18 protein-coding genes and 1 tRNA gene are annotated in these 26,174 nt (G+C 69.6%); 9 read left to right on the top strand and 10 right to left on the bottom strand.

The window, feature by feature from the left end:
* Positions 1-316 precede the first annotated feature (316 nt).
* The gene (locus KM176_RS21445; RefSeq protein ID WP_160896522.1) at positions 317-2,848 is read left to right on the top strand and encodes a chemotaxis protein CheB; all 2,532 of its coding nucleotides are present in this window, start codon (positions 317-319) and stop codon (positions 2,846-2,848) included.
* On the opposite strand, the gene KM176_RS21440 is transcribed toward KM176_RS21445, so the two are convergent.
* Positions 2,849-5,710, bottom strand: coding sequence for a S8 family serine peptidase (locus KM176_RS21440; RefSeq protein WP_160896523.1), 2,862 nt, complete (start codon positions 5,708-5,710; stop codon positions 2,849-2,851).
* 224 nt (positions 5,711-5,934) lie between these two features.
* Here KM176_RS21440 and KM176_RS21435 point away from each other — a divergent pair, with 224 nt between their 5' ends.
* A complete protein-coding gene (locus KM176_RS21435) occupies positions 5,935-6,810 on the top strand; it encodes a sulfotransferase family protein (RefSeq protein WP_160896524.1) in 876 nt (291 codons plus the stop codon).
* Between the two features lie 156 nt (positions 6,811-6,966).
* Here KM176_RS21435 and KM176_RS21430 read toward each other — a convergent pair whose 3' ends face one another.
* Positions 6,967-8,244 carry a glycosyltransferase gene (locus KM176_RS21430; protein ID WP_160896525.1) on the bottom strand — a complete coding sequence of 426 codons (1,278 nt, stop codon included), beginning with the start codon at positions 8,242-8,244 and terminating at the stop codon, positions 6,967-6,969.
* Positions 8,241-9,533, bottom strand: a complete 1,293-nt coding sequence (locus KM176_RS21425; protein ID WP_160896526.1) for a glycosyltransferase family protein — start codon at positions 9,531-9,533, stop codon at positions 8,241-8,243. Before KM176_RS21425 ends, KM176_RS21430 begins: the two co-directional genes overlap by 4 nt.
* A 194-nt stretch (positions 9,534-9,727) precedes the next feature.
* Here KM176_RS21425 and KM176_RS21420 point away from each other — a divergent pair, with 194 nt between their 5' ends.
* Positions 9,728-10,645, top strand: a complete 918-nt coding sequence (locus KM176_RS21420; RefSeq protein ID WP_160896527.1) for a glycosyltransferase family protein — start codon at positions 9,728-9,730, stop codon at positions 10,643-10,645.
* A complete protein-coding gene (locus KM176_RS21415; RefSeq protein WP_160896528.1) occupies positions 10,632-11,921 on the top strand; it encodes a glycosyltransferase family 4 protein in 1,290 nt (429 codons plus the stop codon). Before KM176_RS21420 ends, KM176_RS21415 begins: the two co-directional genes overlap by 14 nt.
* On the opposite strand, the gene KM176_RS21410 is transcribed toward KM176_RS21415, so the two are convergent.
* Genes KM176_RS21410 through KM176_RS21400 form a run of 3 tightly spaced genes read right to left on the bottom strand, consistent with a single transcriptional unit; the run spans position 11,918 to position 15,618 of the window.
* Positions 11,918-13,717, bottom strand: a complete 1,800-nt coding sequence (locus KM176_RS21410) for a sensor histidine kinase (RefSeq protein WP_160896529.1) — start codon at positions 13,715-13,717, stop codon at positions 11,918-11,920. The two genes, KM176_RS21415 and KM176_RS21410, sit on opposite strands and share 4 nt — an antisense overlap.
* Complete coding sequence (locus KM176_RS21405) at positions 13,714-14,889, bottom strand: FIST N-terminal domain-containing protein (protein WP_160896530.1); 1,176 nt, start codon at positions 14,887-14,889, stop codon at positions 13,714-13,716. Before KM176_RS21405 ends, KM176_RS21410 begins: the two co-directional genes overlap by 4 nt.
* A 36-nt stretch (positions 14,890-14,925) precedes the next feature.
* Positions 14,926-15,618, bottom strand: coding sequence for a response regulator transcription factor (locus KM176_RS21400; protein WP_160896531.1), 693 nt, complete (start codon positions 15,616-15,618; stop codon positions 14,926-14,928).
* A 211-nt stretch (positions 15,619-15,829) separates the two neighbouring features.
* Here KM176_RS21400 and KM176_RS21395 point away from each other — a divergent pair, with 211 nt between their 5' ends.
* From KM176_RS21395 to KM176_RS21385, 3 genes are all read left to right on the top strand, one after another.
* Positions 15,830-16,309: a (2Fe-2S)-binding protein gene (locus KM176_RS21395; protein WP_160896532.1), complete on the top strand. Its 480-nt coding sequence runs from the start codon at positions 15,830-15,832 to the stop codon at positions 16,307-16,309.
* A 72-nt stretch (positions 16,310-16,381) separates the two neighbouring features.
* Positions 16,382-18,748: a xanthine dehydrogenase family protein molybdopterin-binding subunit gene (locus KM176_RS21390; RefSeq protein ID WP_160896533.1), complete on the top strand. Its 2,367-nt coding sequence runs from the start codon at positions 16,382-16,384 to the stop codon at positions 18,746-18,748.
* A gap of 12 nt (positions 18,749-18,760) precedes the next feature.
* Entirely contained in the window at positions 18,761-19,546 is a 786-nt protein-coding gene (locus KM176_RS21385; protein WP_160896534.1) for an FAD binding domain-containing protein, read from the top strand.
* A gap of 21 nt (positions 19,547-19,567) precedes the next feature.
* Here KM176_RS21385 and KM176_RS21380 read toward each other — a convergent pair whose 3' ends face one another.
* The 3 genes from KM176_RS21380 to KM176_RS21370 all read right to left on the bottom strand — a co-directional run bounded on the left by KM176_RS21380 (position 19,568) and on the right by KM176_RS21370 (position 24,347).
* The gene (locus KM176_RS21380; RefSeq protein WP_160896535.1) at positions 19,568-20,767 is read right to left on the bottom strand and encodes a winged helix-turn-helix domain-containing protein; all 1,200 of its coding nucleotides are present in this window, start codon (positions 20,765-20,767) and stop codon (positions 19,568-19,570) included.
* A 3-nt stretch (positions 20,768-20,770) separates the two neighbouring features.
* A complete protein-coding gene (locus KM176_RS21375; protein ID WP_311136189.1) occupies positions 20,771-21,796 on the bottom strand; it encodes a LacI family DNA-binding transcriptional regulator in 1,026 nt (341 codons plus the stop codon).
* Between the two features lie 187 nt (positions 21,797-21,983).
* Positions 21,984-24,347, bottom strand: a complete 2,364-nt coding sequence (locus KM176_RS21370) for a methyl-accepting chemotaxis protein (RefSeq protein ID WP_160896537.1) — start codon at positions 24,345-24,347, stop codon at positions 21,984-21,986.
* 176 nt (positions 24,348-24,523) lie between these two features.
* On the opposite strand from KM176_RS21370, the gene KM176_RS21365 reads away from it, so the two are divergent.
* Positions 24,524-24,600: transfer RNA gene (locus KM176_RS21365), tRNA-Arg, on the top strand.
* Positions 24,601-24,735: 135 nt separating this feature from the next.
* Positions 24,736-25,080 carry a RidA family protein gene (locus KM176_RS21360; RefSeq protein ID WP_160896538.1) on the top strand — a complete coding sequence of 115 codons (345 nt, stop codon included), beginning with the start codon at positions 24,736-24,738 and terminating at the stop codon, positions 25,078-25,080.
* A gap of 102 nt (positions 25,081-25,182) precedes the next feature.
* Here KM176_RS21360 and KM176_RS21355 read toward each other — a convergent pair whose 3' ends face one another.
* Positions 25,183-26,145, bottom strand: a complete 963-nt coding sequence (locus KM176_RS21355) for an acetyl-CoA carboxylase carboxyltransferase subunit alpha (protein WP_160896539.1) — start codon at positions 26,143-26,145, stop codon at positions 25,183-25,185.
* Between the last annotated feature and the right edge of the window lie 29 nt (positions 26,146-26,174).

Genomic DNA, 26,174 nt, shown 5'->3' with positions numbered 1-26,174 from the left:
ATCTCCCTATTAAGGTTTTGTTAATCATACTTGCCGACTCTTTGCCCAAGTGAACGGGGCACGGGGACCTCGGATATCCGCAGAGCCGACCGAGGGCGGCGGGGCGGATGTGGCAAACGGCGGCGGGTCAGGCGGGATGCGCAGGGCCTGCCGCCGTTTCCATTCCGGCCCGGGGCCCGTACCGGGCCGTTGGCCGCCGCCGCAAAATTTGGGCAGGGCGGGTCAGCGGCTGACATTCCTGCGCCTGGGAACACGCATAAGTTGCAAATTGACATTGGGCCTTTTTAATCGGCCGAGAAACCCGGATCTTGGGACGATGGATCGGATCGCGACCGCAGTTGAACAGGAGATGCCGCCGCTGGTGGCGATTGGTGCCTCGGCCGGCGGGCTGGAGCCGCTTGAGGCGTTCTTCGAGGCCGCGCCGGACGCCGCCGGCTGGAGCTTTGTCGTCATCCGTCACCTCTCGGCCGACGGGGATTCGAACCTGGCACGGCTGCTGGCCCGCCGGACGGGCCTTGCGATCCGTGAGATCGAGGAGGGCATGACGCTCTGCCCGGACACGCTTTATCTGAACCCGCCGGGTCAGCTGGTCGAACTGGCAGGCCGCAGCTTCCGGCTGCGTCCGCTGGCGCGGGATGCAGATGGCGCGGTGCTGCGGCCCATCGACACCTTCTTCAGCTCCATGGCCGGGCGCGATCCGCGCCGGACCTTCGCGGTGATCCTGTCGGGCGCGGGGTCGGACGGGACCCGAGGCGCGCAGGCGGTGCGTGAAAGCGGCGGCATGGTGCTGGTGCAGTCGCCGCAGGAGGCGGGATTTGCCGCCATGCCCGGCTCCGCGCTGAAAGCCGGTGCCGTGAACCGGGTGCTGTCGGCCCCCGAGATCCCCGGCGCGATCCGGGCCCGCCTGCAGGAGGCCGCCGGCACGCTGAAACGGCCCGCGCCCGTGGCCCGCACCGCAGCCCAGGCGATCCTCGACCGGTTGCAGGAGAGCCACGGGCTGGAGCTTTCGGCCTATCGCAGCAAGCTGCTTCTGGACGGGCTAGAGGCCTGGCGGCTGCGGCGCTGCCGGCCCAGCCTGTCCGTCGTGCGGGATGAACTGATCGCCCATCCGGAGCTGATCGCGGACCTGTACCGCCAGCTGTTCCAGCAGGGCGCCGCCTTCTACCGCGATCCCGAGGCGATCGGCCTGCTGCGCCGGGCCGCGCTGGAGCCCCTGGCCGCGCAGGAAGATCCCGAGGCGCCGATCCGGGTCTGGGTGCCCGGTTGTGCCGACGGACAGGAGGCCTATACCATCGCGATCGAGCTGGCCGAGGCATTGCGCCTGTCCGGATCGGCCCGCAGTTTCCGGATCATCGCCACCGATATCGACAGCGCCGCGATCGGGCGCGCCGCCGCCGGGCGGTTCCCCGCCACGGCCCTGGCCGGACTGCCACAGGCGCTGCGGGATCGCTATTTCCGCGCCGAGGGCGACATGCTGACGGTGGCGCCGGTGCTGCGCCAGCGGGTGATCTTTTCCACCCATGACGTGCTGCGCGACCCGCCCTTCCTGAACATCGATCTGATCTCGTGCCGCAACCTGATCGGGGCGCTGACCGAGGCGGCGCAGCAGCGCGTGCTGTCGATGTTCATCTTCGGCCTGCGCCCCGGCGGGCACCTGATGCTGGGGCCGCAGGAAAGCCTGGGCCGCCACGTGATCCATTTCCGCATTCTCGACAGCCGGTGGCGGCTGTTCCGCGGCACCATGAAGGGCCGTGTGGTGGATCCGGCCATGGTGGTGCCGCCGCGGCCCGACACCCCGCCCCGAAGCGCCCCTGCGGAGGCGCCGGCCACTCCGCAGCGCGCAGAGGTGCTGCGGATCCAGACGGCGCTGCTGGCCCAGCACGACCGGCCCGAACTGGTGATCGCGCCCTGGGGGCAGGTGATGGCCTGCCATGGCGCGGCGGCGGCCTACGTGACGCCGGGCAACGGGCGGAACCGTTCGATCCGGGAGGTGCTGCATCATGACCTGCAATCGCCGGTCAGCGTGGCCCTTGGCCGGCTGCGGCACGACCAGCTGGACCGGTTCGAACGCCATCTGACGGTGATGACCGACACCGGAGAGGCCCATGCGCTGCAGCTGAGCGCCCGCCCGCTGGAGATGCCCGGCGGCGGTCCCGCCTTCCTGCTGCTGTCGCTGGAGCGGACCGATCGCCACAGCGCCCCGGTGACCCGGCTGACCGGGCAGGGGCCGCAGACCGCGGATGTCGCGGTGCTGCAGCACCGCTTGCAGGAGATGGAGCGCGACCTGCGGCTGACCGAGGTCGCGCTGGAGCAGATGACCGAAAAGCTGGAGGCCAGCAGTGAAGAGCTGGAAAGCTCGAACGAGGAGCTTCTGGCCACCAACGAGGAGCTTCAGGCAGCCAACGAGGAACTGCGCAGTTCCAACGAGGAGCTGCACGCGGTCAACGAGGAACTGGTCGTGCTTTCGGGAGAGCATCAGCGCCGTATGGAGCGGCTGGGCCAGGAGGCCGAGGACGGCGCGCTGATGTTCGAGGCCCTGGGGCTGGGCACGGTGCTTCTGGACGACAAGTTGAACCTGCAGCGGGTGTCGGAGCGGGCGCGCCGCGATTTCGGCCTGACCGAGGACGAGTGCACCGGGCCGCTGTCCGCGATTGCCGGCAAGGTCGCGCTGGTCGACCTGGAGGCACTGGCGCGCGAGGTGCAGGCCACCGGCGAACCTGCCAGCGCGACCGGCGCGAGCCGGGGCGCGGCGCTGACCATCCGGGCCAGGCTGCTGCCTTCGGGCCGCCCGGGCAGTGGGAGGCGCCGGGTGCTTCTGGCGCTCTCGCGTCTCGATGCGGGGTTGTGATCACAGGATGAAATGGGCCGAGGTCAGCTCGTGCACGTGAACGCCTGAGACCAGGATGCGGTTGCCCTCGCCATCGGTGATGGCGACCCCGGTCAGGGTTTCCTCCAGGTGGTTGGCGAACAGGTCCTCCAGGTCGGTGATCGCATCGACCCCGCGCAGGTCGATCTTTTCCAGCCCGCCGGTGACGTCGAAATCGCCGATCGTGTCCTGCCCGAAGCCATTTTCGAAGACGAAGGTATCGGCGTTGAAATTGCCGCGCAGCAGGTCGTTGCCGGCGCCGCCGCGCAGGGTGTCGAACCCGGCCCCGCCGCTGATCCTGTCGTCGCCCGATCCCCCGTCGACCAGGTCGTTGCCGCTGCCGCCGAACATGTTGTCGCCGCCGGTGCCGCCGTAAAGTCTGTCATGTCCGGCCTCGCCGAACAGCCCGTCGCCGGTGGCCTCGCCGAACAGCAGGTCGTCGCCGGATCCGCCGAACAGTCGGTCCAGCCCGTCGCGGCCATAAAGGCTGTCCTGGCCCTGGCCGCCCAGCAGGTTGTCGGCCTGCTTGCCGCCATCCAGAAGATCGTCGCCCGATCCTCCCTCCAGCCGGTCGTAGCCGCCTTCCCCCTTCATCACGTCCCGACCGGCGCCGCCGAACAGCCGGTCCTGGCCGGTGCCGCCCAGCAGCAGGTCGGCGCCCAGATCGCCGTGCAGCCAGTCGTTCTCGGACCCGCCGAAAAGGGAATCGTCGCCCGATCCGCCGAACAGGTGGTCAAAGCCCTGCTCGCCCACCAGCCGGTCCTGCCCGGTGCCGCCGTAGACCGTGTCGGAATGGCGCCCGCCGTTCAGCACGTCGTTGCCGGCCCCGCCATAGAGCGTGTCCATGCCGCCGTCGCCGGTGATCGAATCGTCGCCCGCATCACCGTACATCCGGTCGTCGCCGACATTGCCCATCACCAGGTCGTTGCCGTCACTGCCCCAGCCGACATCGTTGCCCCAGCCGCCGCGCAGCTCATCCGCGTCGGCGCCGCCATCCATCGTGTCGTCGCCCGACCCGCCCAGCAGCTGGTCCGTGCCCGCATCCCCCGACAGGCTGTCATTGTCGCCGGCGCCCTTCAGGCTGTCGTTGCCGGCGCCCCCCGCCATGATGTCGGCGCCGCGCCCGCCCAGCAGGTGGTTCGCCAGCCCGTTGCCCGAGATCGTGTCGTTGCCATCCCCGCCCGCGACATTCTCGAAACTGCCGGACAGGGTGCTCCAGCTCTGGCCGTCGACGCGCAGCGTGCCGGCGCTGTCGCGCAGGGTCATCTGGGCATTGCCGCTGAGCGCCGCGAGGTTGATCCAGTCGCTGCCGCCATTGTCGTCGCTCAGGCTGCCCCGGCTGCCTTCGACGGATTTCAGCGCCAGGAAATCGTCGGTGAAGGTGTAGATGTCGTTGCCGGAGGTCCTGTGCCCCTCGAAGGTCAGGGACAGGCCGCGCAGCAGTCCGCTGTCGCGCTCGGCATGGTCGGTGGCCACCAGCCGCCAGGTCCCGGCCTGGGTGATGCCGCGCAGGGAGGTGACGCCGAAGGTCCAGTCCGCGTCGTAGCTGTTTCTGCCGTCCCGGGCCAGCAGGTCGACCTCGCTCCCGTCGGGCGCATAGAGGACCAGCGTCACGTCCTGGATCCAGGTGTGTTTCATGTCCACTTCGACATAGACATGGTCGAGGAGGATGTCGCCGGCCTCCACCGTCACGCTCAGCTCGGCGGTGCCCATGTCCTCAAGCAGGATCGGCGTGTCGGGGATGCTGGCCACCGTTTGGCTGGCCTGCACCTTGCCCGAGCCGGGCGACATCAGCGTCCAGACCTCGGCCATGCGGACGGCGGCGCGGGCGTCGATCATGCCGTAGCCGTAGTTCACGTGGTAGGTCATGCCGCCGCCGTTCCAGGTGCTGGCGCCATTGGAGAACCACGAGGATACCTCGTAGCCGGAGGCACCGTCGCCGAAATCGGATCCGGTCTGCCGGGCCGAGCTGGCAAGGATGTTCTGCACGTCGGTCCAGTGCAGCTGCCGGTTGGCCTCCAGCATCAGGGCCGCCACACCCGAGACCACCGGGGTCGCGGCCGACGTGCCGCCGAAGGTGGTCAGGGTGTCGCCGGAGCTGTAGCCGGCGGTGCCGGTCATGTCGCTGGTCACCGCGGCGGCGGGGGCGGCGACCAGGATGTTGTGGCCCCAGTTCGAATAGCTGGCGACATTGCCGCGGGTGTCGGTGGCGGCGACCACGATCATCTCGTGCAGGTTGTTCAGCCCGTCGCCATGGCCATTGCCGTGCAGGCCCATGACCGAAAGGTAGCTGTCGTTTGCTTCGTTCCCGGCGGCCTTGGTGAAGATCGTGCCCAGCCCGCGGCGCCCGGTGTCGGCGGCGCTGCGGATGGCGTCGGCCTCCTGCCCGATCTGGCCCTCCGCATCGCCGATATCCCCATAGTTCGAGAAGGCCGAGAGGTTGCCCCAGGAATTGTTGACGATGTCGAAACGCGCCGCCTCCGAGAAGATCCGGAAATAGTCCGAAGCCTCCAGCCAGACCGCGTCGTTGATGTAATCGACCGAGGTCAGCCGCGCCCCGTAGGCCACTCCGAGGCCGCCCGAGCCGTTGTCGGCGGCGGCGATGATCGCGGCGACGGCGGTGCCATGGCCGTTGCTGGCGGAATCCGGCGCGCCGTCCAGGAAATCGTATTCCAGAGAGGCATCGTAATTGGCCGCCAGGTCGGCCTGACCGGCCTCCACCCCCTCGTCGAAGACGGCGATGCGGATGCCCGCGCCGGTATAGTCCTGCCACACGTCCTCGATCCCGCCGAGCAGGGAAAAATGCCATTGCTGCGCGTACAGCGGATTGCGGCCCGTGGGCATGGTCGGCTCCGGAAGCGGTAGACGTCCCGAGGCTACGCGTCGCCGGTTAACAGCCGCTGGCCACGTCCCCTGTCGAAGTGGAAAAATGCCACGTAATTTCAGGATGTTTCGCGGTCTTGCCAGAGTTCCGCCACGGCCCTGCCGCATTTCACCTTTTGCCGGCCGGTAACCATGCTTTGACCAATCGCCCTTATGCCGGAAACGAGGTCAGAGGGGATGACGGCATGGCAGGGCAGGACGAGGCGCGGCTGTTCGGGCATCTCTGCCTCAGCGTGGGGGCGATGAAGGCCGGGACGACCTGGCTCTTTTCGGTGCTGGAGCGCCATCCGGAGCTGCATTTCACCCCCGAGAAGGAGCTGCACTACTTCTACCACCGCTACTGCGACAGCCGGCAGCTGTCGGACCGCAACCGCCTGCGCCGCGTCCGGGAGCGGTACCTCGACCGGTTCGACCCCGAGACCGCCAATCCCGAGCGCATCCGCCTGGAGCTGCACTGGGCCGCCCAGTACCTGGCCCGCCCGGTGGACGATTTCTGGTACCGCAACCTCTTCACCCGCCCGCGCGGAGAGCTTTACGCCTGCGATTTCTCCAACCTCCATGCCCATCTGCCGGTGGAGGCCTGGCAGGCGATCCGGGGCAGCTGCACCCGGCTGCGGGTGATCTACACCATGCGCCACCCGGTCCGGCGGCTGTGGAGCCACGTCAAGTTCCACCTTGGCGTCACCGGGCAGCTGGAGCGGCTGGCGCAATGGGGCCCGCAGGAGGCCGAGGCCTTCCTGCGGCAGGACTTCATCTGGTCGAATGCCGAATACGGCGCGGTGATGCGTCGCCTGCGCGCGGGGCTGGACCCGGACAGCCTGTTGCCGCTCTTCTACGAGGACATGCGCCGCGATCCCCATGGCGTGCTGACCCGGATCGAGGATTTCCTCGGGCTCGGGCATCACGCCTATCCGGAGGCGCTGGTGAAGCGGCAGGTGAATGCCTCGGCCGCACTGCCGATGCCGGCCTATTTCCCGGATCTGGTTGCCGAAGACGTGGCCCGCATATGTGCAGAGCTGCGCGCCCTTGGCCTGGTCCTGCCGGACAGCTGGGAGGCCTGACAGCGGGGCGCTTTCCGGCGCTCTCGGCCTTCCTCGCCAAGGGCGCGCGCCTTGGGGGGCCTGGCCCGGAGGGTCGGCCCGCTTCGGCACGTCCTGCCCCGGGCGCCTCTGCGGGCGGCGCGCCCCACCCCTTCCGGGCCTGCGGGGCCAGGGAGTTCAGGGCAGCAGCCGCAGCGGTCGGGCCGGATGCGGCCGGGCCTCCAGCAGCGGGGCGGTCAGGGCGACGAACCGGTCGGCCTGATCGGCGAAGCTGTCTACCGGCACCGGCGGGGCCAGTCGGTCGGGGCGGCGCAGGGCGAAAAGGATCTCCTGTTGCAGGGCGCTGGCGGGGGCGCCCAGCGGCAGGGCGCGGTCCCGGTCGGGCCCGCTGTGCTCCATGGTGCCGCCACTGTCGGTCTGGATCACCCGGATGCCCCGGGCCAGCGCCTCCCGCAGGGTCAGACCGAAGGTTTCCTTCCATTGCGAGGGGAACAGCAGCACGTCGATCCCGGACCAGAACTCGTCCATCCCGGCCTGGCTGTAGCGCGGGTGGACCCGCCAGTCGCCGGGCAGGGCGCGCAGGTCGATGCCGCGCCACCAGCTGTCCCGCAGGGCGCCATCGGCCAGAACCACCCGGAAATCCCGCCGGTTGAGCCCGGCGAAGGCGCTGCGGATCAGCGGCCAGCCCTTCAGCTCGGACGGGCCGCCGCAGAAGCCGAAGACCAGCCGGGGATCCTCGGCGCGGCGCCGGGCCTGGCGGGCGAAGAACCCCGGACCGGGCAGGGTGATGCCGTTGCGCCAGACTTCGGCCCGGGGCGGGACCAGCCCGGAGGCCAGGCACAGGGTGCGGGCGAAATCGGAGGGGAAGGTCATCAGCGCTGCCGCCGAGGCCGCCGCCCGCAGCCGGTCCTGCCGGTGCCGCATCGGCCCCAGGTCGGGGCCGCAGCGCTGGCAGGCCTCGATCCGCACCGGGTCCTGGGCACAGTAGCGCCCGTCGGGGCGGATCATGAACTGGCGTTCGCAGATCCACCAGAAGTCATGCACGGACAGCACGGTGGGCAGGCCCGCCGCCCGCGCGGCCTCCAGCGGGGCAACGCCCAGCTCCTGGAGGCAGTGCAGGTGCAAAAGGTCCGGGGCAAGGCTGCGGATCAGCCGGGCCAGGATCTCTCCGACCCGGGGATTGTCGTACATCTGCACGGCGTCGCGCCGTTCCGGCAGATTGATCAGATAGCTGGCGATCGCCCCGCTCTGGGCCCGGCGCAGGGCGTAATCCGGCAGGTCGCGGCGGCTGATCGCGGACACGGCGCTGACCTGCCAGCCGTGGCGGGCCTGCAGGGCGCGGGCGACCTCCTCGGCGACGATGGTGGCGCCGCCGTAGCTGTTGGGGGCGAAGAAGACATTGCCGACCAGCACATGCGGCGCTCCCTCAGGGGGGCGGGGCAGCGGCGCGCTCATGCTGCCAGCCACCGCAGCAGGCCGGGATCGGCCACCGGCGCGCCCAGACGGGCCGTCCAGTCGGCCTCCAGCACGCGGCGGGCCGCGGTGCCCATGCGGGCGGTGGCGCCCCGGTCGCGGGCCGCCGCCTCCAGCGCGCCGTCCCAGTCCTGCGGGGCCGCCAGCACCCGCCCGGTGCCGCCGTCCTCGACCATCGCGGCCATGTCCGAGACCGGCGAGACGAAGCTGGCCACCCCGACCGAGGCGGCGTCGATCACCCGTACCGCGCTCTTGCAGCGGTTGAAAAGGTCATCCTGCAACGGCATCAGCGCAACATGGCAGCCGGCCAGCTGGCGCAGATAGGCGGCATAGCCGGTGAAGGGATGCGGTTCGATCCGCGGGCGCAGGGGGGCGGGCAGGCGGCTGGCGTCGAAATGGCCCAGGATCACCAGCCGGTGCGCCGGATCACGGGCCAGCAGCCGCTGCACCGGCCCGGCGATCAACTCGAAATCGGCCTCGTGGCCATGCGATCCGCTGGCAAAGCACAGCCGCAGCCCGCCGCCTGCGGGCGGCGGTGCCGGGCGGGCCTCCAGCGTCTGGAGGTCGGCGAAGTTGCGGCGCAGGAAGACCGGCCTCTGGGTGAATTCGCGCAGATGCGCCTGCAGCGCCGGGGTCGAGACGCTGATCGCATCGGCGACATTCATCACCTCGGCGTAGCGCGGCGCCTGTGCCAGGAAATGATCGCGCATCCCGGGCGGCAGGGCCGCCATGTTGGCATAGCCCGCATAGGCCGGCACCGAGAACAGCGGGTCGTCGATGTCGTAGAGCACCGGCAGCCGCAGCCGCCGGGCCTCGTACAGGTATTGCGTCACAAGGGGATGGGTGCTGAGCCGGTAGAGCATCACGTGGCTGGCATCCTGCAGGATGTCCATGCAGCGCGGCACGTCCTCGTAATGCGAAAATGTGTAGTCGGCCCCCGAAAGGCGCATCAGTTCCGAGAGCTGCTCGACCCGGTACTTGCGGCATTGCGGCAGGTTGAGGTCTCCGATCAGGGCGACCTTGCGGCGGCGGTTCTGCAGCGGCGGGCTGGGAATGCGGAAGGCATGCCGTTCGGCCAGGTCGGTCCAGAAGCTTTGCAGGTCGGTCGCTGCCGGGGCGCCAGTCTGCTCCGGCAGGATCGAGGGCCGCGCCCCGCCGCCGGTGGCCTGCCACCACAGCCGCACCCGCCGCCCGGTCTGGCGCGGCCCCTCCTGCCGCAGAAGCTGCAGCAGCCGCCGGAAATGTCGCAAGCTGAGGTGCCGTCGTGCCATGGTCCGCCCGTGATCCGCTGTACCGGTGCCGTCGCGCCGGAGATCCGGCCCGTCTCCAGCGTTACGCGGGTCATGCTGAATACCGGGTTAACCGGTCTGGGGAGGGCAGTGGGGGCGAAATCGGGTGGGCGGACACGGCTCCTTAACGGCCCGGGTGCAAGGCTGCGGCCAGACCTGCAATCCGCTGCGGAGGCATGATGCTGATCCTGATGGCCGTCAAGAACGGCGCGCGCTACCTGCCGGCACAGCTGGGCAGCCTGACGGAACCGCTGCGCGCGGGCTGGCGGCTGCGGTTGTCCGATGACGGTTCCGAAGATGGATCGCCGGGGCTGCTCCGGCGCTTTGCCGCGCGCTGGCCCCAGGGACAGGTGCAGATCGGAGCGGGACCGGGGCAGGGGGCGGCGGCGCATTTCCTGGCTCTGCTGGCCGATCTGCCGGAGGTGCCGGGGCCGGTGGCGCTGGCCGATCAGGACGATATCTGGCTGCCGGGCAAGCTGGCCCGAGCCCAGGCGCTGCTGAGCCGGGTGCCGGGCCATGTGCCGGCCTTCGTCCATGCCCGACGGGTGAACTGGGATGTCTCCGGCGGGCTGTACTGGCCCTCCGCGCATCCCGCCCGGCCCCCTTGTTTCGAGAACGCCCTGCTGGAGAACGTGGCCTTCGGCAATACGCTGGTGCTGAACCCGGCCGCCGCCCGCCTGGTGCGGCAGGTCGCGCCGCAGGCCGCGGGGATCTATGCCCATGACTGGTTCCTCTACCAGCTGCTGACCGGGGCGGGGGCGCTGTGCCTCTACGATCCGGTGCCGGCGGTGCTGTACCGGCTGCATGGGGGCAATGCGATCGGCTGTTCCCGGGGGCTGCGTGGCTGGCTGGCCCGCAAGCGCGCGGTGCTGCGCGGGCGCTATGCCCGCCGGATCGACGCCCAGCTGACGGCGCTGCTGGCCTGCCGCGCGGCCCTGACCCCGGAAAACCGCACCACGCTGGAGGCTTTCGCCGCGGCCCGGCGTGCGCCGGGGCTGCGCCGTCTGGGAACGTTCCGCAAGCTCGGCCTGTTCCGGCAGACCCGGCAGGGGCGCCTGGGCTTCTGGGGAGGGGCGCTGCTTGGCCTGGTCTGATCCCTTTCCCGCCGAACCGCTGAAGGTGATGCTGCTGGGCGGAGACGGTGGCTATTCCGGGGTCCCCCGGCACCTGGGCCACCTGGTCGAGGCCGGGCGCGGGCTGGTGCGCTTCATCGTGGTGAGCGATGTTGATCGCGGCGGCTACGGCTTTCTGCGCCGGGGTCCGGTGCGGCACTTGCAGCTGCGCGGGCTGGCCACGGGCGGGGCGCTGCTGTGGCACCTGACGGCGCTGCGCGCGCTGGAGCGGCTGATCCTGCGCGAACGTCCGGCACTGGTCTGGGCCCATGCCCGGATGGCGGTGATCCTGCTGAGGCTGTTGCTGCTGCGTGGCCGGCTGCCGGGGATCGAGATCGCGGTAACCTATCATGGCCTGCCCTTCGGGCCGGGGCATCGCCGGTTGTGGTCGGCACTGTCGCTGCGCTTCGAACGCCATGCCCTGGCGCGGGGGCCCGCCCAGACGCTGATCTTCCTGAGCGAGGGGGCGCGACAGGCCCATGCCCGGGCCGTCGGGCCCGGGATCTGCGCCCGCCACCGCTGCCTGGTGCTGCCCAACTGCTCGACCCTGGGGGCGGCACCACGGTTCAAGGACCGGCCCGAACGACGGCGCATCCTGGTGGTGGCCCGTCCCGGCTGGCAGAAGAACCTGGCCCGGGCCTTCCGGATCTTCGCCGCCCTGCCGGGGCACTACCGGCTCAGCCTCTGCGGCGAGGGGACCGACAGCCCGCCGGTGCGGCACCTGGCCCGTCGCCTGCTGGGCCCGGCGGCGGTGCGGCGGGTCGATTTCCTCGGGGCGCTGGGCGCGCTCGGAGAGGAAATGGCCCGGGCCGATGCCTTCCTGCTGACCTCGCGCTACGAGGGGATGCCGATCGCCGCGCTGGAGGCGTTCGAGGCCGGGCTGCCGCTGGCGCTGGCCGATCTGCCCGGCACCCGCGATATCCTGGACGTTCACCCCCATGCCTGCGCCCTGTCCCCCCGGGAGGACCCCGCAGAGGACGCCCTGCGCCTGCTTGCCCTGGCCGAAGGGTTCTGCCGCGAGGCGCCGCGCCGCCAGGCCGAGATCCGTCAGGCCTGGCAGCGGCATTTCGCGCCGCTGCCCTGGGAGACCCGGATGCGCAGGCTGCTGTTTGCGCTGTTGCCGGTGCCGCAGGCGCCGCCCGCCCGGCGCGGCCCGGCCCGGGTGCTGCGTTTTCCGCCATCCGCGGCGGGCAGGGCAGAGCGTGCGGCCCCCCGGGCAGAGCCACCGGGCCGGTCGGGGCCGGCGCCCCCCGGCTAGCCGCGCCGCGCGTAGCGGATCACCGGCACGCTGACGGCAAAGCAGGTGCCCTCTCCGGGACGGGAATGCAGGGTCAGCGCGTGCCCCAGCAGGGTGCAGGCGCGTTCCACGATGGCCAGGCCCAGCCCCATGCCATCGGTCGGGCTGACCGGCGCCTCCAGCCGCTCGAATTCGCGGAAGATGTCCTTGCGGCGGTTCTCGGGGATGCCGGGGCCGGTGTCGTGCACCTCGATCCGCAGGAAGCGCCCGCGCCGCCGCGCGCCCAGCAGCACCCGCCCCCGGGGCGTGTAGCGGATCGCGTTCGACAGCAGGTTCTGCAGGATCCGCCGCAGGTAGGTGGCATCGCTGGCCACCACGGCACAGGACGGGCAGAGCGTCAGTTCCAGCCCCTTGGCCTGGGCCTGGGGCAGCATCTCGTCGGCCAGCTGGCGCATCAGCCGGTCCACCGCGACCGACCCCACATGGACCTCGGCGCGCCCCGATTCCAGCCGCGAAATGTCGAGCAGCGCGCCCAGCATGTGTTCCACGCTTTCCAGCGCCCGCTGCGCCTTGCCCAGCACCGGCGCGCTTTCGGTGCTGGCCCCGTTGTCCGCGGCGGCGGCCAGGAACAGCTTGGCGGCAGAGAGCGGCTGCAGCAGGTCATGGCTGGCCGCCGCCACGAAGCGGGTCTTGGAAGCATTGGCGCGCTCGGCCTCGGCCAGGGCTGCCTCCAGCTCCTCGGTGCGCTCGGCGACGCGGGCCTCCAGCATCTCGTTCACCGCGCTCAGCGCCCGCGAGGCGGCGCGCTCGGCGGTGACATCGGTGACCGAGATGACGAAGCCGCGGTCCGGCATCTCCTGTGCCGAGACCGACAGGGTGCGGCTGTCACCCTGGGCGATCTCGAAGGAGAGCGGCGGGCGCCCGTGGCCCTGGGCGGTCCAGGCCCGCAGCCGCCCCGCCTGGGTGTTGCCCAGAAAGCGGAACTGCCCCGAGATCCAGGAGATCAGCGCCTCGGCGTCGATGCCGATGTGGAAATTGCGCATCGGGTAGGACAGCAGGTCGGCCAGCCGGGCGTTCCAGCCCACCAGCCGGGCCTCCCGGTTGAAGATGCAGACGCCCTGGTCGAGATGGTCGAGCGTGGCGCGGATCAGCCGGGCCTGGTCGTCCAGCATCCTCGCGCGTTCGCGCCGTTCGACCCGCATGATGTCGGTGACATCGGTCTGCAGGATGACGATGCCGCCCTCGGGGGTGCGGTGTTCGCTGACCTGAAGCCAGCGGTTGCCGCGCAGGCGGACGTTGAACATGCCGTGCCGGTCGCCGTGGCGGGCCATGCGCGCGGCGCGCCAGCCCTCCCGGGTCTCGCCCGAGGGCAGCATCAGGTGCCGGCTGTCCGAGACCATGGCCACGTAATCGGCAAAGCTGAGCCCCGGCGCCAGCCGGACCTGGACATCGGGCATCGAAAGCGCAAAGCGCGAATTGAACAGCACAAGCGCCTCGTCGGGAGAGAACAGCGCAAAGCCTTCCTGAACGGTCTCGATCGCGTTGGTGAGGTTGGTGCGCGCCTGATCGGCCTCGTGGCTGGCCGCCGCCAGCCGGGCATTCGACTGGTTCAGCAGGTCCAGCGCGCGCTCCAGCTCGGCGGTGCGGGCGCGGACCTCCTGTTCCAGAAGGGCGGCGCGCTGGAACTGCGCGAAGGCGGTGCCGGAGGGCGCGTTGACCTGTTCGACGCGGTACATCAGCGCCTCGGCGATGCTCAGCAGCTTGTCGACCTGGGCCTGCGGCGGATCGGCGGGGTTCAACAGGTCGCGGGCGCTCATGGGGCCTCTCCGGCAGGGTCTGCGGGCGGATAGATGGCGACCCCGGTCAGGGTCTGGTTCACATGCATGGCGCCCAGCTGCTCTCCGTAGGTCGAGAACCCCTGCAGGCGGTGGCTGCGCATCAGCGCCGACAGGGTGGCGGATTGCTGCTTTTCGCGGGCCTCAAGGCGGCGCAGCAGGCAGTCGCAGCCAAGGATGAAATCCGGCGCGCGCGGCTCGGCCAGCCCGTCCAGCACGCTGCGCAGGTGCCCGGCCATGTCGGTGCTGGCCGCCAGGCTCAGCACCAGGCCGGTGCCGATGGCCGAGAAGAAATGCAGCTCTCCGGCGGCGCCGACATGGCTGATCGAGCGGACATGGTGTTCGCCGGCGATGCGCACCACCAGGGGATGGGCGGCCAGAAAGCGGCGGTCCAGGGCGGCGGGGGCGATGCCGATGATCCGGGCCAGCTCCTCGGCTGCCGGCGCCCCGTTGATCGAGGTGACGCGGCGCCGCTCCGGATCGGTGCCGGTGATCACCATGCGCCGCTCGGTGGGCTGGAAATGGTCGCTCTTGAAGACCCGGACCGGGCAGGCGCTGCGCACCAGCAGCAGTGCCGCGCCGCCGGGGCTGGCCGCGCCGCCAGCAAAGACCCGGGTGCTGCCGAACCGTTCCATGTCGCCCGCCGAGCCGCCGAACAGCGGCACCGAGCCCAGCGTGGCCGCGACCGCGGCGGCCATGCGGTCTTCCTGCTGCGACAGCCCGTCGATCAGCAGGAAGGCGAATTCGTGGCGCCAGTCGGGGGCCTCCCGTGCCAGGGCGTTGCGGGTCTCAAGCATGTCGCGCATCAGCTGTTCGGGCGGCAGCTCGGCGGGCGAGGCCAGCGGCACCGCCCGGGTCCGGAAATGCGAGCGCGGCAGGCCGATGGCCAGGATCCGCCCCTCGGCATAGCCGGTCTCGTCGATCTCTCCGGCGGTCGAGCAGCCGATCAGCCGGGCACCGCCCATATGCGCCTCGGCGCCGCGGAACAGCGCATCGAGGTCGCAGGCGGGCGCGGCGAACAGGATCACCGCCTCAAGGTCCGGGCCCAGCCGTTCCGCCAGCACCCGCGCCGCCCCGGGGGTGGTCACCTCTACCGAGGCGCTGCGCACGATCCGCGCCGCCGTCGCGGCCCGGGAGACGGTCATGTCGGTCATCCGGCTCTCCTCCCCGGGGCCCCCTCCCAAGGGCCGTCAGGGAAATCTGGCGTCTTGGCCGTCCTGTTGCAAGACATTCGAGAAGCTGGCGCGGCTGGCCAGAAGCGCCGCCTGGGTGCGGCTTTGCACGCCGAGCTTGCGCATGATCGCCGTCATGTGGGCCTTCACCGTGGTTTCGGCGATGGAGAGTTCATAGGCGATCTGCTTGTTCAGCTTGCCCTCGGTGATCAGGCCAAGGATGCGGGCCTGCTGGCCGGTCAGCATGGCAATGCGCGCCAGCGCCTCGTCGCGGCTGATTTCGTCCTCGTCCTCCTCCTCGGCGGGCAGGAAGCCCTCGGGCAGGTAGGTCTCGCCCCGGCGCAGGGTCTCGAAGGCGGTGCGGAAGACCTCGCGCTGGCTGTGCTTGGGGATGTAGCCGGCGGCACCGGCCTTCATGGCGGCGGCCACCACGCGGTCCTCGGCCATGGAAGAGACGACGACCACCGGCACCCGGGCGGCTCCCTGCATCCGGATCAGCCCGTCGAGGCCGCGCACGTCCGGCAGGTTCAGATCCAGCACCACCACGTCGGGGGCGCCGCTGCGGCGGATCTCTTCAAGGGCCTCTTCCAGGGTGGCGGCGGTGCGGATGCGGCTGATCCCGGCGACGCTGCCCAGGGTGATCGCCAGGGCGTCGCAGAACAGCGGGTGATCATCCACCACAAGGGCCGAGCGCATCTGTCTGTCCGCCATGGGGTCCTCCGTCCTGATGGGTGAAGCCATGATAGCGGGGCCGGGGGGGGCGCCGCCAGAGCCTTCGATGCTACGCCCCTGCCGGGCCTGCGGACATTGGCCCTTGGTCGCAGGCTCTGGACTTTGGTCGTATGGCGGGGGGGCGGATGCAGGGCCTAGCCTTGACGCAGCGTCCGGTCCCCGGGACCGGAAGGCCAAGGGAGGAGACACCATGAAGATCACCATGACGGTGAACGGACGCCCCTGTTCCGGAGAGGTGGAGGGGCGCACGCTGCTTGTCCAGTTCCTGCGCGACATCCAGGGTCTGACCGGCACCCATGTCGGCTGCGACACCTCGCAATGCGGGGCCTGCACCGTGCATGTGGACGGGCGGCAGGTGAAAAGCTGCACCATGTTCGCCGCCGAGGCCGAGGGCGCCGAGGTCACCACGATCGAGGGGATGGCCAATGCCGACGGCAGCCTTTCGGTCATCCAGCAGGCCTTCCAGGATCACCACGGGCTGCAATGCGGCTTCTGCACCCCGGGCATGGTGATGGCGGCGGCAGCGCTGCTGAAGGACAATCCCAGGCCGAGCGAGGCCGAGGTGCGCGCCCATCTGGAGGGAAACCTCTGCCGCTGCACCGGCTACCACAACATCGTCAAGGCGATCCTCGCGGCTTCGGGCCAGGCGGTCGCCGTGGCTGCCGAATAGGCGCCCGCCGCGCCGGAACCCGTTGGGAGGCGGGCGCCGGATCTCGCGGCAAGCAGTTTCAGGGAGGAAAGAATGCCCAAGGACGGGATTGGCGCCAGCACCAAGCGGCGCGAGGACATCCGTTTCCTGACCGGCCGCGGCCGGTACACGGACGATATCAACCTGCCCCACCAGGCGCATGTGCATTTCCTGCGCGCCGATGTGGCCCATGCAAGGATCAACGGCATCGACACGGCCATGGCTGCCGGGATGCCCGGGGTGATCCGGATCTTCACCGCCGCCGATTTCGCCGGGGTGGGCGGGCTGCCCTGCGGCTGGCAGGTCACCGACCGCGAGGGCCAGCCGATGCAGGAGCCCAAGCACCCGGTCCTGGCCGAGGGCAAGATCCGCCATGTCGGCGAAATCGTCGCCGCCGTGGTGGCCGAGACGCTGGAACAGGCCCGCGATGCCGCCGAGGCGATCGCGCTGGACCTGGAGGACCTGCCCGCCGTCATCGACATGAAGGCCGCCTGCGAGGCCGGTGCCGTGAAGGTGCATGACGACCTGAGCTCGAACCTCTGCTACAGCTGGGGCTTCGTCGAGGACAACCGCGAGGCCGTCGATCAGGCCATCGCCGAGGCCGCCCATGTCACCACGCTGGAGCTGGTCAACAACCGCCTGGTGGCCAACCCGATGGAGCCCCGGGTGGCGCTTGGCGACTATGCCTTCCATGACGACAGCTCGACCCTCTACACGACGTCGCAGAACCCGCATGTGATCCGGCTGCTGATGGGCGCCTTCGTGCTGGGCATCCCCGAACACAAGCTGCGCGTCGTCGCCCCCGATGTCGGCGGCGGTTTCGGCACCAAGATCTTCCATTACGCCGAGGAGGCCTTCGTCACCTTCGCCGCCAAGGAACTGAAGCAGCCGGTCAAATGGACTTCGACCCGCTCCGAGGCCTTCATCAGCGATGCCCATGGCCGCGATCATGTCACCAAGGTCGAGCTGGCGCTGGATGCCGACAACAACTTCACTGCGCTGCGCTGCCTGACCTATGCCAACATGGGCGCTTACCTGTCGACCTTCGCGCCCTCGGTGCCGACCTGGCTGCACGGCACGCTGCTGGCCGGAAACTACCGCACGCCGCTGATCTATACCAACGTGCGCGCGGTCTTCACCAACACGGTCCCCGTTGACGCTTATCGCGGCGCGGGCCGCCCCGAGGCGACCTTTCAGCTGGAACGCGTGGTCGACAAGGCGGCGCGGGAACTGGGCGTCGATCCGGCAGAGCTGCGGCGGCAGAATTTCATCCGCAAGGACCAGTTCCCCTACGCGACCCCGGTGGCCGTCGAATACGACACCGGCGATTACGAGGCGACGCTGGACACCTGTCTGGGGCTGGCCGATTACGCGGGCTTTGCCGCCCGGGCCGAGGCCAGCCGGGCCCGGGGCAAGCTGCGCGGCATCGGCCTGTCGCATTACATCGAGGCCTGCGGCATCGCCCCCTCGAACCTGGTGGGCCAGCTGGGCGCCCGCGCCGGGCTGTACGAATCCGCCACGGTGCGCGTGAACGCCACCGGCGGCATCGTGGTGATGACCGGCTCGCATTCCCATGGCCAGGGGCACGAGACCTCCTTCCCGCAGGTGGTCGCCGACATGATCGGCATCGATGCCTCGCAGGTCGAGATCGTCCATGGCGACACGGCCAACACGCCGATGGGCATGGGCACCTACGGGTCGCGCTCCATCGCGGTGGGCGGGTCGGCCATGGTGCGGGCGACGGAAAAGATCATCGCCAAGGCGAAGAAGATCGCCGGCCACATGCTGGAAGCCTCGGACGAGGATATCGAGTTGAAGGAGGGCCGCTTCACCGTCGCGGGCACCGACAAGTCGCTGGCCTGGGGCGATGTGACCCTGGCCGCCTACGTGCCCCACAACTACCCTCTGGATCAGATCGAACCGGGGCTGGAGGAAACCGCCTTCTACGATCCGGCGAACTTCACCTACCCCTCGGGCTGCTACATCTGCGAGGTGGAGGTCGATCCCGGCACCGGCAAGGTCGAGGTCTGTTCCTTCACCGCCGCCGATGATTTCGGCAATATCATCAACCCGATGATCGTCGAGGGGCAGGTGCAGGGCGGGATCGGCCAGGGCATCGGCCAGGCGCTGCTGGAACATTGCCGCTACGATGCGGACGGCCAGCTGCTGTCGGCCAGCTACATGGATTACGCCATGCCGCGGGCCTCGGACGTGCCGAACATCGCGGTGGACCATTCCTGCCAGACGCCCTGTACGCACAACCCGCTGGGGGTGAAGGGCTGCGGAGAGGCCGGGGCCATCGGCTCTCCGCCGGCGGTGGTCAATGCCGTGATCGACGCGCTGGAGCGGGCCGGAAAACCCGTTGCCCATATCGACATGCCGCTGTCGCCCGCCCGGGTCTGGGCGGCGATGAACAGCTGAGGGAGAAGCCCGATGTACAACTTCGATTTCGTCAAGCCCGCCACGGTGGACGAGGCCCTGGCCGCCCTGGCCGAGGAGGATGCGCTGCCGCTTTCCGGCGGCCAGACCCTGATCCCGGCGATGAAGCAGCGGCTGAACGCGCCGTCGCGGCTGGTCAGCCTGCTGGGCATCGACGCGCTGAAGGGGGTCTGCCCGGGCGAGGGCGGCGTGACCATCGGCGGCGCCACGGCCCATGCGGTGGTGGCCCGCGAGGCGGCGGCGGTCTATCCGGCGCTGGCGGCGCTGGCGGGGGGGATCGGCGATCCGGCGGTGCGCAATCGCGGCACCATCGGCGGCAGCCTGGCCAACAACGATCCCGCCGCCTGCTATCCGGCGGCGGTGCTGGCCTCGGGGGCGGTGATCGTCACCGACCGGCGCGAGATCGCAGCGGACAGCTTCTTCCAGGGGATGTTCACCACCGACCTCGAGGAGGGAGAGATCATCACGGCAGTCAAGTTCCCGATCCCCGAGGCGGCGCATTACCTGAAGTTCGAACAGCCCGCCTCGCGCTTCGCCCTGACCGGGGTCGTCGTGGCGAAATTTGCCGAAGGCGTGCGCGTCGCCGTCACCGGGGCGTCCGAGGATGGCGTCTTTCGCTGGTCCGAGGCCGAGGCGGCCCTGTCGGACAGTTTCCGCCCCGAGGCGCTGGAGGGCCTGTCGGTGCCGGCCGAGGGCATGATCAGCGATCTGCACGGCTCCGGTGCCTACCGCGCGCATCTGGTGAAGGTGCTGACGGGCCGGGCGGTGCAGGCCTGCTGACGGCGGGCAGGGCGGGGCCGTCTATTTCGCCTCTGCCAGCCAGCCCGGCGCCCAGTCGATCCCCTCAAGGCCGGCAAAACGCGTCACGCGCCCCAGTTCGGCCTCCAGCCGGGCGATGCGCCCCTTGCCGAAGGCGATGCCGCGTTCCGGCCAAAGCCGCGTGACCTGCAGCCGCCCCGTCGCGCGATCCGCCTTCATGTCGATGCGTCCCACCATGGTTTCGCCCTCCAGCAGCGGGAAGACGTAATAGCCATAGCTGCGCTGCGGGGCGGGCACGAAGATCTCGATCCGGTAGCGGAAGCCGAACAGTCGCTCGGCCCGGGCGCGGTCGCGCAGCGCCGGGTCGAAGGGGTTGAGCACGCGCAGCCGCGGCGGGGCGGGGGGCAGGGCGGCGGCCTCTTCCAGAGTGCCGGGGCGGGCGAAGACGCGGCGGGGGCGGTCCTGCGTATCCAGGATCTCGATCTCTTCCAACCGGCCTGCGGCCCGTTCCCGGGCGCACCAGTCGCGGGCCTCGGCCGGGGTCGCGATGTCCCAGAAGGCGGCAAGCTCTCCGCTGGTGGCAAAGCCCAGCCGGTCCAGCGCGTTGCGGTTCAGCCAGTCCAGGCTGGCCTGCGGGTCAGGGGGTGTGGCGGGGCCGGTGACGCGCTCGGCCAGGTCGTAGAACTTGCGGAACCCCTGGCGGTGGCAGATGGCCAGCGCGCCGCTGCGCCAAAGGTATTCCAGCGCCGCCTTGGAGGGATGCCAGTCCCACCAGCCGGTGGATTTCTGCGCTGCCTCGCCCTTCAGATCCGCCGAAGAGACCGCGCCATGGGCCCGCACATGCTCAAGGACCCGGGTCAGCTCGGCCAGAAAGGCCTCTCCCTGCCAGCGGGGCCAGCGGGCGCGCAGGGCCTCGGCGTCGCGGGCAAAGCGCAGCTGCCAGTGTGGCAGGAAGGCGGTCGGGATGACCGAAGCGTCATGGGTCCAGTGTTCGAAAAGGCTGCGGTCGCGCGCCAGCAGCGGGTCGAGGTTGCCGGGCCGGTAGGCGGGGCGGCGCGCGTAAAGGATCATGTCATGGGCGCGGGCCAGGGTGTTGACCGAATCGACCTGCACGAAGCCCAGCCGGGTGACCAGGTCCAGCAGGTCGGCGCCCTTGCCGGGCCCCGAGGGGGCCTCGGCCAGCAGATGGCGGTGCAGGAACAGGCGGCGCGCCCGGGCATTGTCCAGCCGGGCGCGGGCCATGGATCAATTCATCCGCAGCGTATCGCCGAAGTCGATCTTCGGCGTCAGTTCGACCTTCCCGTGCGAGGGGGCCTCGGCGTTTTCCACCCGCTCCAGGATGATTTCGGCAGCGCGGCGGCCGATCTCGTCCCGGCAGCTGTCCATCGTGGCCAGACGGCGGGGCAGGCCCTTCAGCAGCTCGACATCGTTGAAGCCCGCAAGGCCAAGGTGGCCGGGGATGTCATAGCCCTGTTCCATCGCCCAGAGCAGCCCTCCGGCACCGACGATGTCGTTGGAATAATACAGACAATCCAGATCGGGGCGGCGCGCCAGGATGGCCTGCGTCAGCTCCCGCCCTTTGCCCAGGGCCGATCCCTTGGTGTAGAACTCGCTGTCGGCGATCTCCAGCCCGTTGCGGGCCAGCGCCTGGGTGAAACCCTCGAAGCGCTTGCGGGCGCGGTGGTCGAGGCCCAGCCGGGTGCCCAGAAAGCCGATGTTGCGATAGCCCGCCCGCATGATCGCCTTGGCCATTTCGCGCCCGGCGCGGCGATGCGAGATGCCGACGGCGGAATCGATCGGCTCCCCGTCGGTATCCATGATCTCGACCACCGGGATGCCGGAGGCCTGCAGCATGGCGCGCGAGGCATCCGAATGTTCGAGGCCGGCAATGATGATCCCCGAGGGCCGCCAGGACAGCATCTCGTAGAGGACCTTTTCCTCCTTCTCCGGCTGGTAGTCGGTGATCCCGACCACCGGTTGCAGCGGAGAGGTTTCCAGCACCCGGGAAATCCCGGTCATCACCTCGGGAAAGACCATGTTCGACATCGAGGGGATGATGACGGCCACCAGGTTGACCCGTTGGCTGGCCAGGGCGCCGGCGATCTTGTTGGGCACGTAGCCCATGCGCTTGGCGGCCTGCAGGACCTTCTGACGGGTCGCCTCTGAGACGTCGCCGCGGTTGCGCAGCACCCGGCTGACCGTCATTTCGGAGACGCCGGAGGCTTCCGATACATCGCGGAGGGTCAGGGGGCGGCTGGGCGGCTTGTTCACGGGGGCACATCCTGTTGTTTTGACAGGATCGTATCCCGGTGGCCCCCTGCTCTGCAAGCGGCCTTCCCATGGGGCCGCCCGCTTGCGGGTCAGGAGCCCGGCGGTGGAGGCCGATACTGCGCCCATTCACGCAGTCGCCGCCCTGTGCTTGCGGACAGGTCAGAAAGGGAAGTGGGCCAGGCCCGGCTCAGAACTCGGCCCAGTCATCATCGCCGCCGCCCTGCGGGGCTGCGCCGGCACCGGCGACGGCCCGGGCCGGGGTGGCGGCCGGCGCCGCGCTGCGGTCCGGCGTGCGACGGGCAGGGCCGCCCTCGACCTGGAAGCTCTTGGAAATGTCGCTGAGCTTCGCGGCCTCGTTCACCATCAGCTTGCCGGTACCATGCACAGAGGAGGCGACGGCAGCGTTCTTCTGGGTCACCCCGTCCAGCTGGTCGACGGCGGTGTTGATCTCCTGGAGGCCCACCGATTGCTCGCGCGCAGCGGTGGCAATGGAAGAGACCGAGGCCGAGACCTTGTCGAATTCGCCGATCAGCCCGTCGAAGGATTTCCCGGCGCGGTCCACCAGATCGACCCCGCCGGTGACGTTCTCGGCGGATTCCTGGATCAGCGCATTGATCTCCTTGGCGGCCTCCGAGCTGCGTTGCGCCAGGGCCCGCACCTCGGAGGCGACAACGGCAAAACCGCGCCCGGCTTCGCCCGCCCGGGCTGCCTCCACCCCGGCATTGAGCGCCAGGAGGTTGGTCTGGAAGGCCAGGTCCTCGATCACCGAGGTCACCTGCGAGATCTTCTTGGAGGAATGAGAGATCTTGTCCATGGCGACGATCGCCTGGGAAACCACCTCTCCGTTGCGCTGCGCGCTGTCCTTGGCGCGCTGCATGATCTGGTCGGCCTCGCCGGCGGAATCGGCGGTGGATTTCACCGAGGCCGAGAGCTCGGTGATCGCGGCGGCGGTTTCCTCCAGGCTGGCGGCCTGTTCGATGGCGCGCTGCGACAGATCGTTGGAGGCATTTTCCACGTCCCGGGCGCTGCGGTCGATTTCCTGCGCCGAGGCCAGCAGCTGCGAGATCGTCTCGTTCAGCTGCCGCAGCGCCCCGTTGAACCCTTCGCGCAGTGCCTCGTATTCGCTGGCGAAGCGGGTCCGGATGGCGGCGGTCAGGTTGCCCCGCGACAGTTCCGAGATCGCCGAGGTCAGATGTTCGACCACCTCGCGCTGTTGCTGGGCCTTGGCCTCCTGCAGGTGGGTCATCTCGGCGGCCGAAGCCAGCTTGCCGCGCAGGTTCTCGAGGTTGCGGGCCAGATTGCCGACATCCTCGCGCCGTTCGGTCATCGGGATCTCGGACGTCAGGTCGCCCTCGGCGACGCGCCGGATGGCCTGGCCGATGCGCACGAAGGGCCGAGAGACGGACTGGCCGATCAGCACGCCCAGCACGGCGATCACCAGGGTCAGCACCGCGGCCTGGAGGATCAGGGACTGGCGCAGGCCGGTGATCGGCGCCAGGATTTCCCGGCTGTCCTGTTCGACCACGACGAACCAGTCGAGCTCCTGGTAGCTGACCGCCACGTTCATGCTCAGGACTGGCTTGCCGCCGATGCCGGTGACCTCCGCAAAGCGGTCGTCCTGCCCCTCGGCGCCGACGATCTCCTGCGCGGGGACGCTGTCCAGCATGTGCGGCCCGTCGGGAAAGCGGGAATCGCTGCGCATCCGTTTGTCGGCGCCCAGCAGAAAGGCCTGCCCGCTGCGCCCGAGGCCGTCGGAATTGGCCATGATACGGTCGATCATGACCGGGGCGATGCGGAAGGCCAGCACCCCCATGGACGAGCCGTCGCGATTGATCAGGGGCGTCGCGATAAAGGCGGCGGGCTTGTTGTCGGTCGGGGCATAGGCCTCGAAGTCGCGGATCGCCACTTCGCCCGCCGGCAGCTGCAGGGCGCGGGAAACGATGGCGCCAAGGCCGCTCTGGGCGGCGGGGCCGGTGAGCACGTTGGTGGCGAAATCTCCGGCCTTGGCGCTGGAATAGATTACGTCTCCAGAAGGGGTTACCAGGTAGACATCGCCGAAACCCCGGGTGCGGATCAGCTTGGTCAGGTAGGGATGGTACTTCTCGTGCATGCGGTCGTATTGCGACGGGGTGTCGAGGACCACCAGCTGGTCGCGCTGCCCGGCCGGATTGGGGTTGTCGTCGATATAGGTCTTGCGCAAGGCCTGCTGCGCCTGATCCCCTTCGGCGATCCAGGCCAGCATGAAACTGTTGAGGGCAGATAGCACGGTGGGATTGGCGGCCTGGGCATCCAGCAGCCGCTCGGACTGGTCAAGCAGCTCCTTCAGCTGGTCCGAGCGGACGTTCAGCACGCCCTGCATCTTTTCCCGGATTTCCTGGCGCATGATCGCGCTGGCATCATTATAGGCCGAATAGGTCAGGGTTCCGGCCATGATCAGGCTGACGATCGTGATGATCAGCGGCAGCTTCACCGCCAGGCGCAGGTTGCCGAAGACCGCGAAAGGGGAGGTCTTCCTTCCGGGGGCCACCTGGGCCACCTTTTGATCACGCATCGTTTCCCTCCTTCGGGGCCTGAACATTCGGAGGAATGACAGCCGCGCTTTAAGGGCGACTTAATCGCCGCCGCTTCCACCGGGATGACGCTGCGAAAACTACCTTGCATTGGACCGACCCCGGGCGGAATCTGCCGATGACAAGCCGGGAGAGCCGGGGTAAGACGGGTTCGGCTGGCCCCGTGGCTCAACTGGATAGAGCAGCCCCCTCCTAAGGGGCAGGTTACAGGTTCGAATCCTGTCGGGGTCACCAGTCTCTTCCGCTTTCCGATGTCGCCGGGGCTTTCCCTTGCCCGCCTCGCCCAGTACCACGGGCCGCGCGGCGCCTCAGGCCGTGAAGACCCGTGGCCCGGGGACCAGGGCCGTCTCTGCATCAAAGGAACGAGACATGAGCATCAAGCGCATCGAAGCGGGCGCCCGCATGAGCCAGGCCGTGGTCTACAACGGCATCGCCTATCTGGCCGGCCAGGTCGGCGAAGGCGCCACCGTGACCGAGCAGACCAAGGCCGCCCTGGCCGAGGTCGACCGCCTGCTCGCCGAGGCGGGCTCGGACAAGGCGCATCTGCTGTCCACCACCATCTGGCTCGCCGACATGGCCGATTTCGCCGAGATGAACGCCGTCTGGGACGCCTGGGTCGACAGCGCTAATGCGCCCGCCCGCGCCACCGGCGAAGCCAAGCTTGCGACCCCCGACTACAAGGTCGAGGTCATCGTCACCGCCGCCGTGGCCTGACGCAAGGAAGGCGGCCGACCAGATGGCGCGCCGCCTTCCCATTTTCTTGTCCCAAATACCTCGGGGGAAATCGGCCGCAGGCCGATTGGGGGCAGCGCCCCCTTACGCCGCCAGTCCCCTGGAGCCCATCTCCAGGAATTTCTTCCGGCGGTCGGCAATCAGCGCCTTGCGGTCCAGCTTCGACAGGTCGGCCAGAACGGCTTCCAGGGCGCTGCCCACGGCCTTGATCGCATCCGAGGGGGCGCGGTGCGCGCCGCCCAGCGGCTCGGCGATGATCCGGTCGATCACGCCCAGCGATTGCAGGTCCTGCGCGGTCAGGCGCATGGCTTCCGCCGCCTCGCGCATCTTCTCGGCGTTCTTCCACAGGATCGAGGCGCAGCCTTCCGGCGAGATCACCGAATAGACCGAATGCTCCAGCATCGCGACGCGGTTCGCAGCCGCAATCGCAACCGCCCCGCCCGAGCCCCCTTCGCCGATGATCACCGAGACCATCGGCACGCCCAGCTGCAGGCATTTCTCGGTCGAACGCGCGATGGCTTCCGACTGGCCGCGCTCTTCCGCGCCCTTGCCCGGATAGGCGCCGGCGGTGTCGACCAGCGACACGACGGGCAGGTTGAACCGGTCGGCCAGATCCATCAGACGGATCGCCTTGCGATAGCCCTCGGGACGCGCCATGCCAAAGTTGCGCTCCAGGCGCGACTTGGTGTCGTTGCCCTTCTCGTGGCCGATCACCACGACGGGACGGTCGCCCAGACGCGCCAGGCCGCCCATGATCGCCAGGTCCTCGGCGAAATTGCGGTCGCCGGCCAGCGGCGTGAACTCGGTGAACAGCGCGTTGATGTAATCGCGGCAATGCGGCCGCTCGGGGTGACGGGCCACCTGGCATTTGCGCCAGGGCGTCAGCTTGGCATAGAGGTCGACCAGCATGTCCGCCGCCTTCTTGTCGAGCGCGGCGGCCTCGGCCTCGATATCCATCTCCTCGTTCTGCCGCGCCATGGCACGCAGTTCCTCGGCCTTGCCTTCAATCTCGGCAAGGGGACGTTCGAAATCGAGGTAATTGGTCATCAGGGACTCCCACTTCGGTTAGCGCGTAT

This window comes from Pseudooceanicola endophyticus (assembly GCF_018760365.1).
Lineage (GTDB): Bacteria > Pseudomonadota > Alphaproteobacteria > Rhodobacterales > Rhodobacteraceae > Pseudooceanicola > Pseudooceanicola endophyticus.
This window is presented reverse-complemented; position numbering and strand designations above follow the sequence as displayed.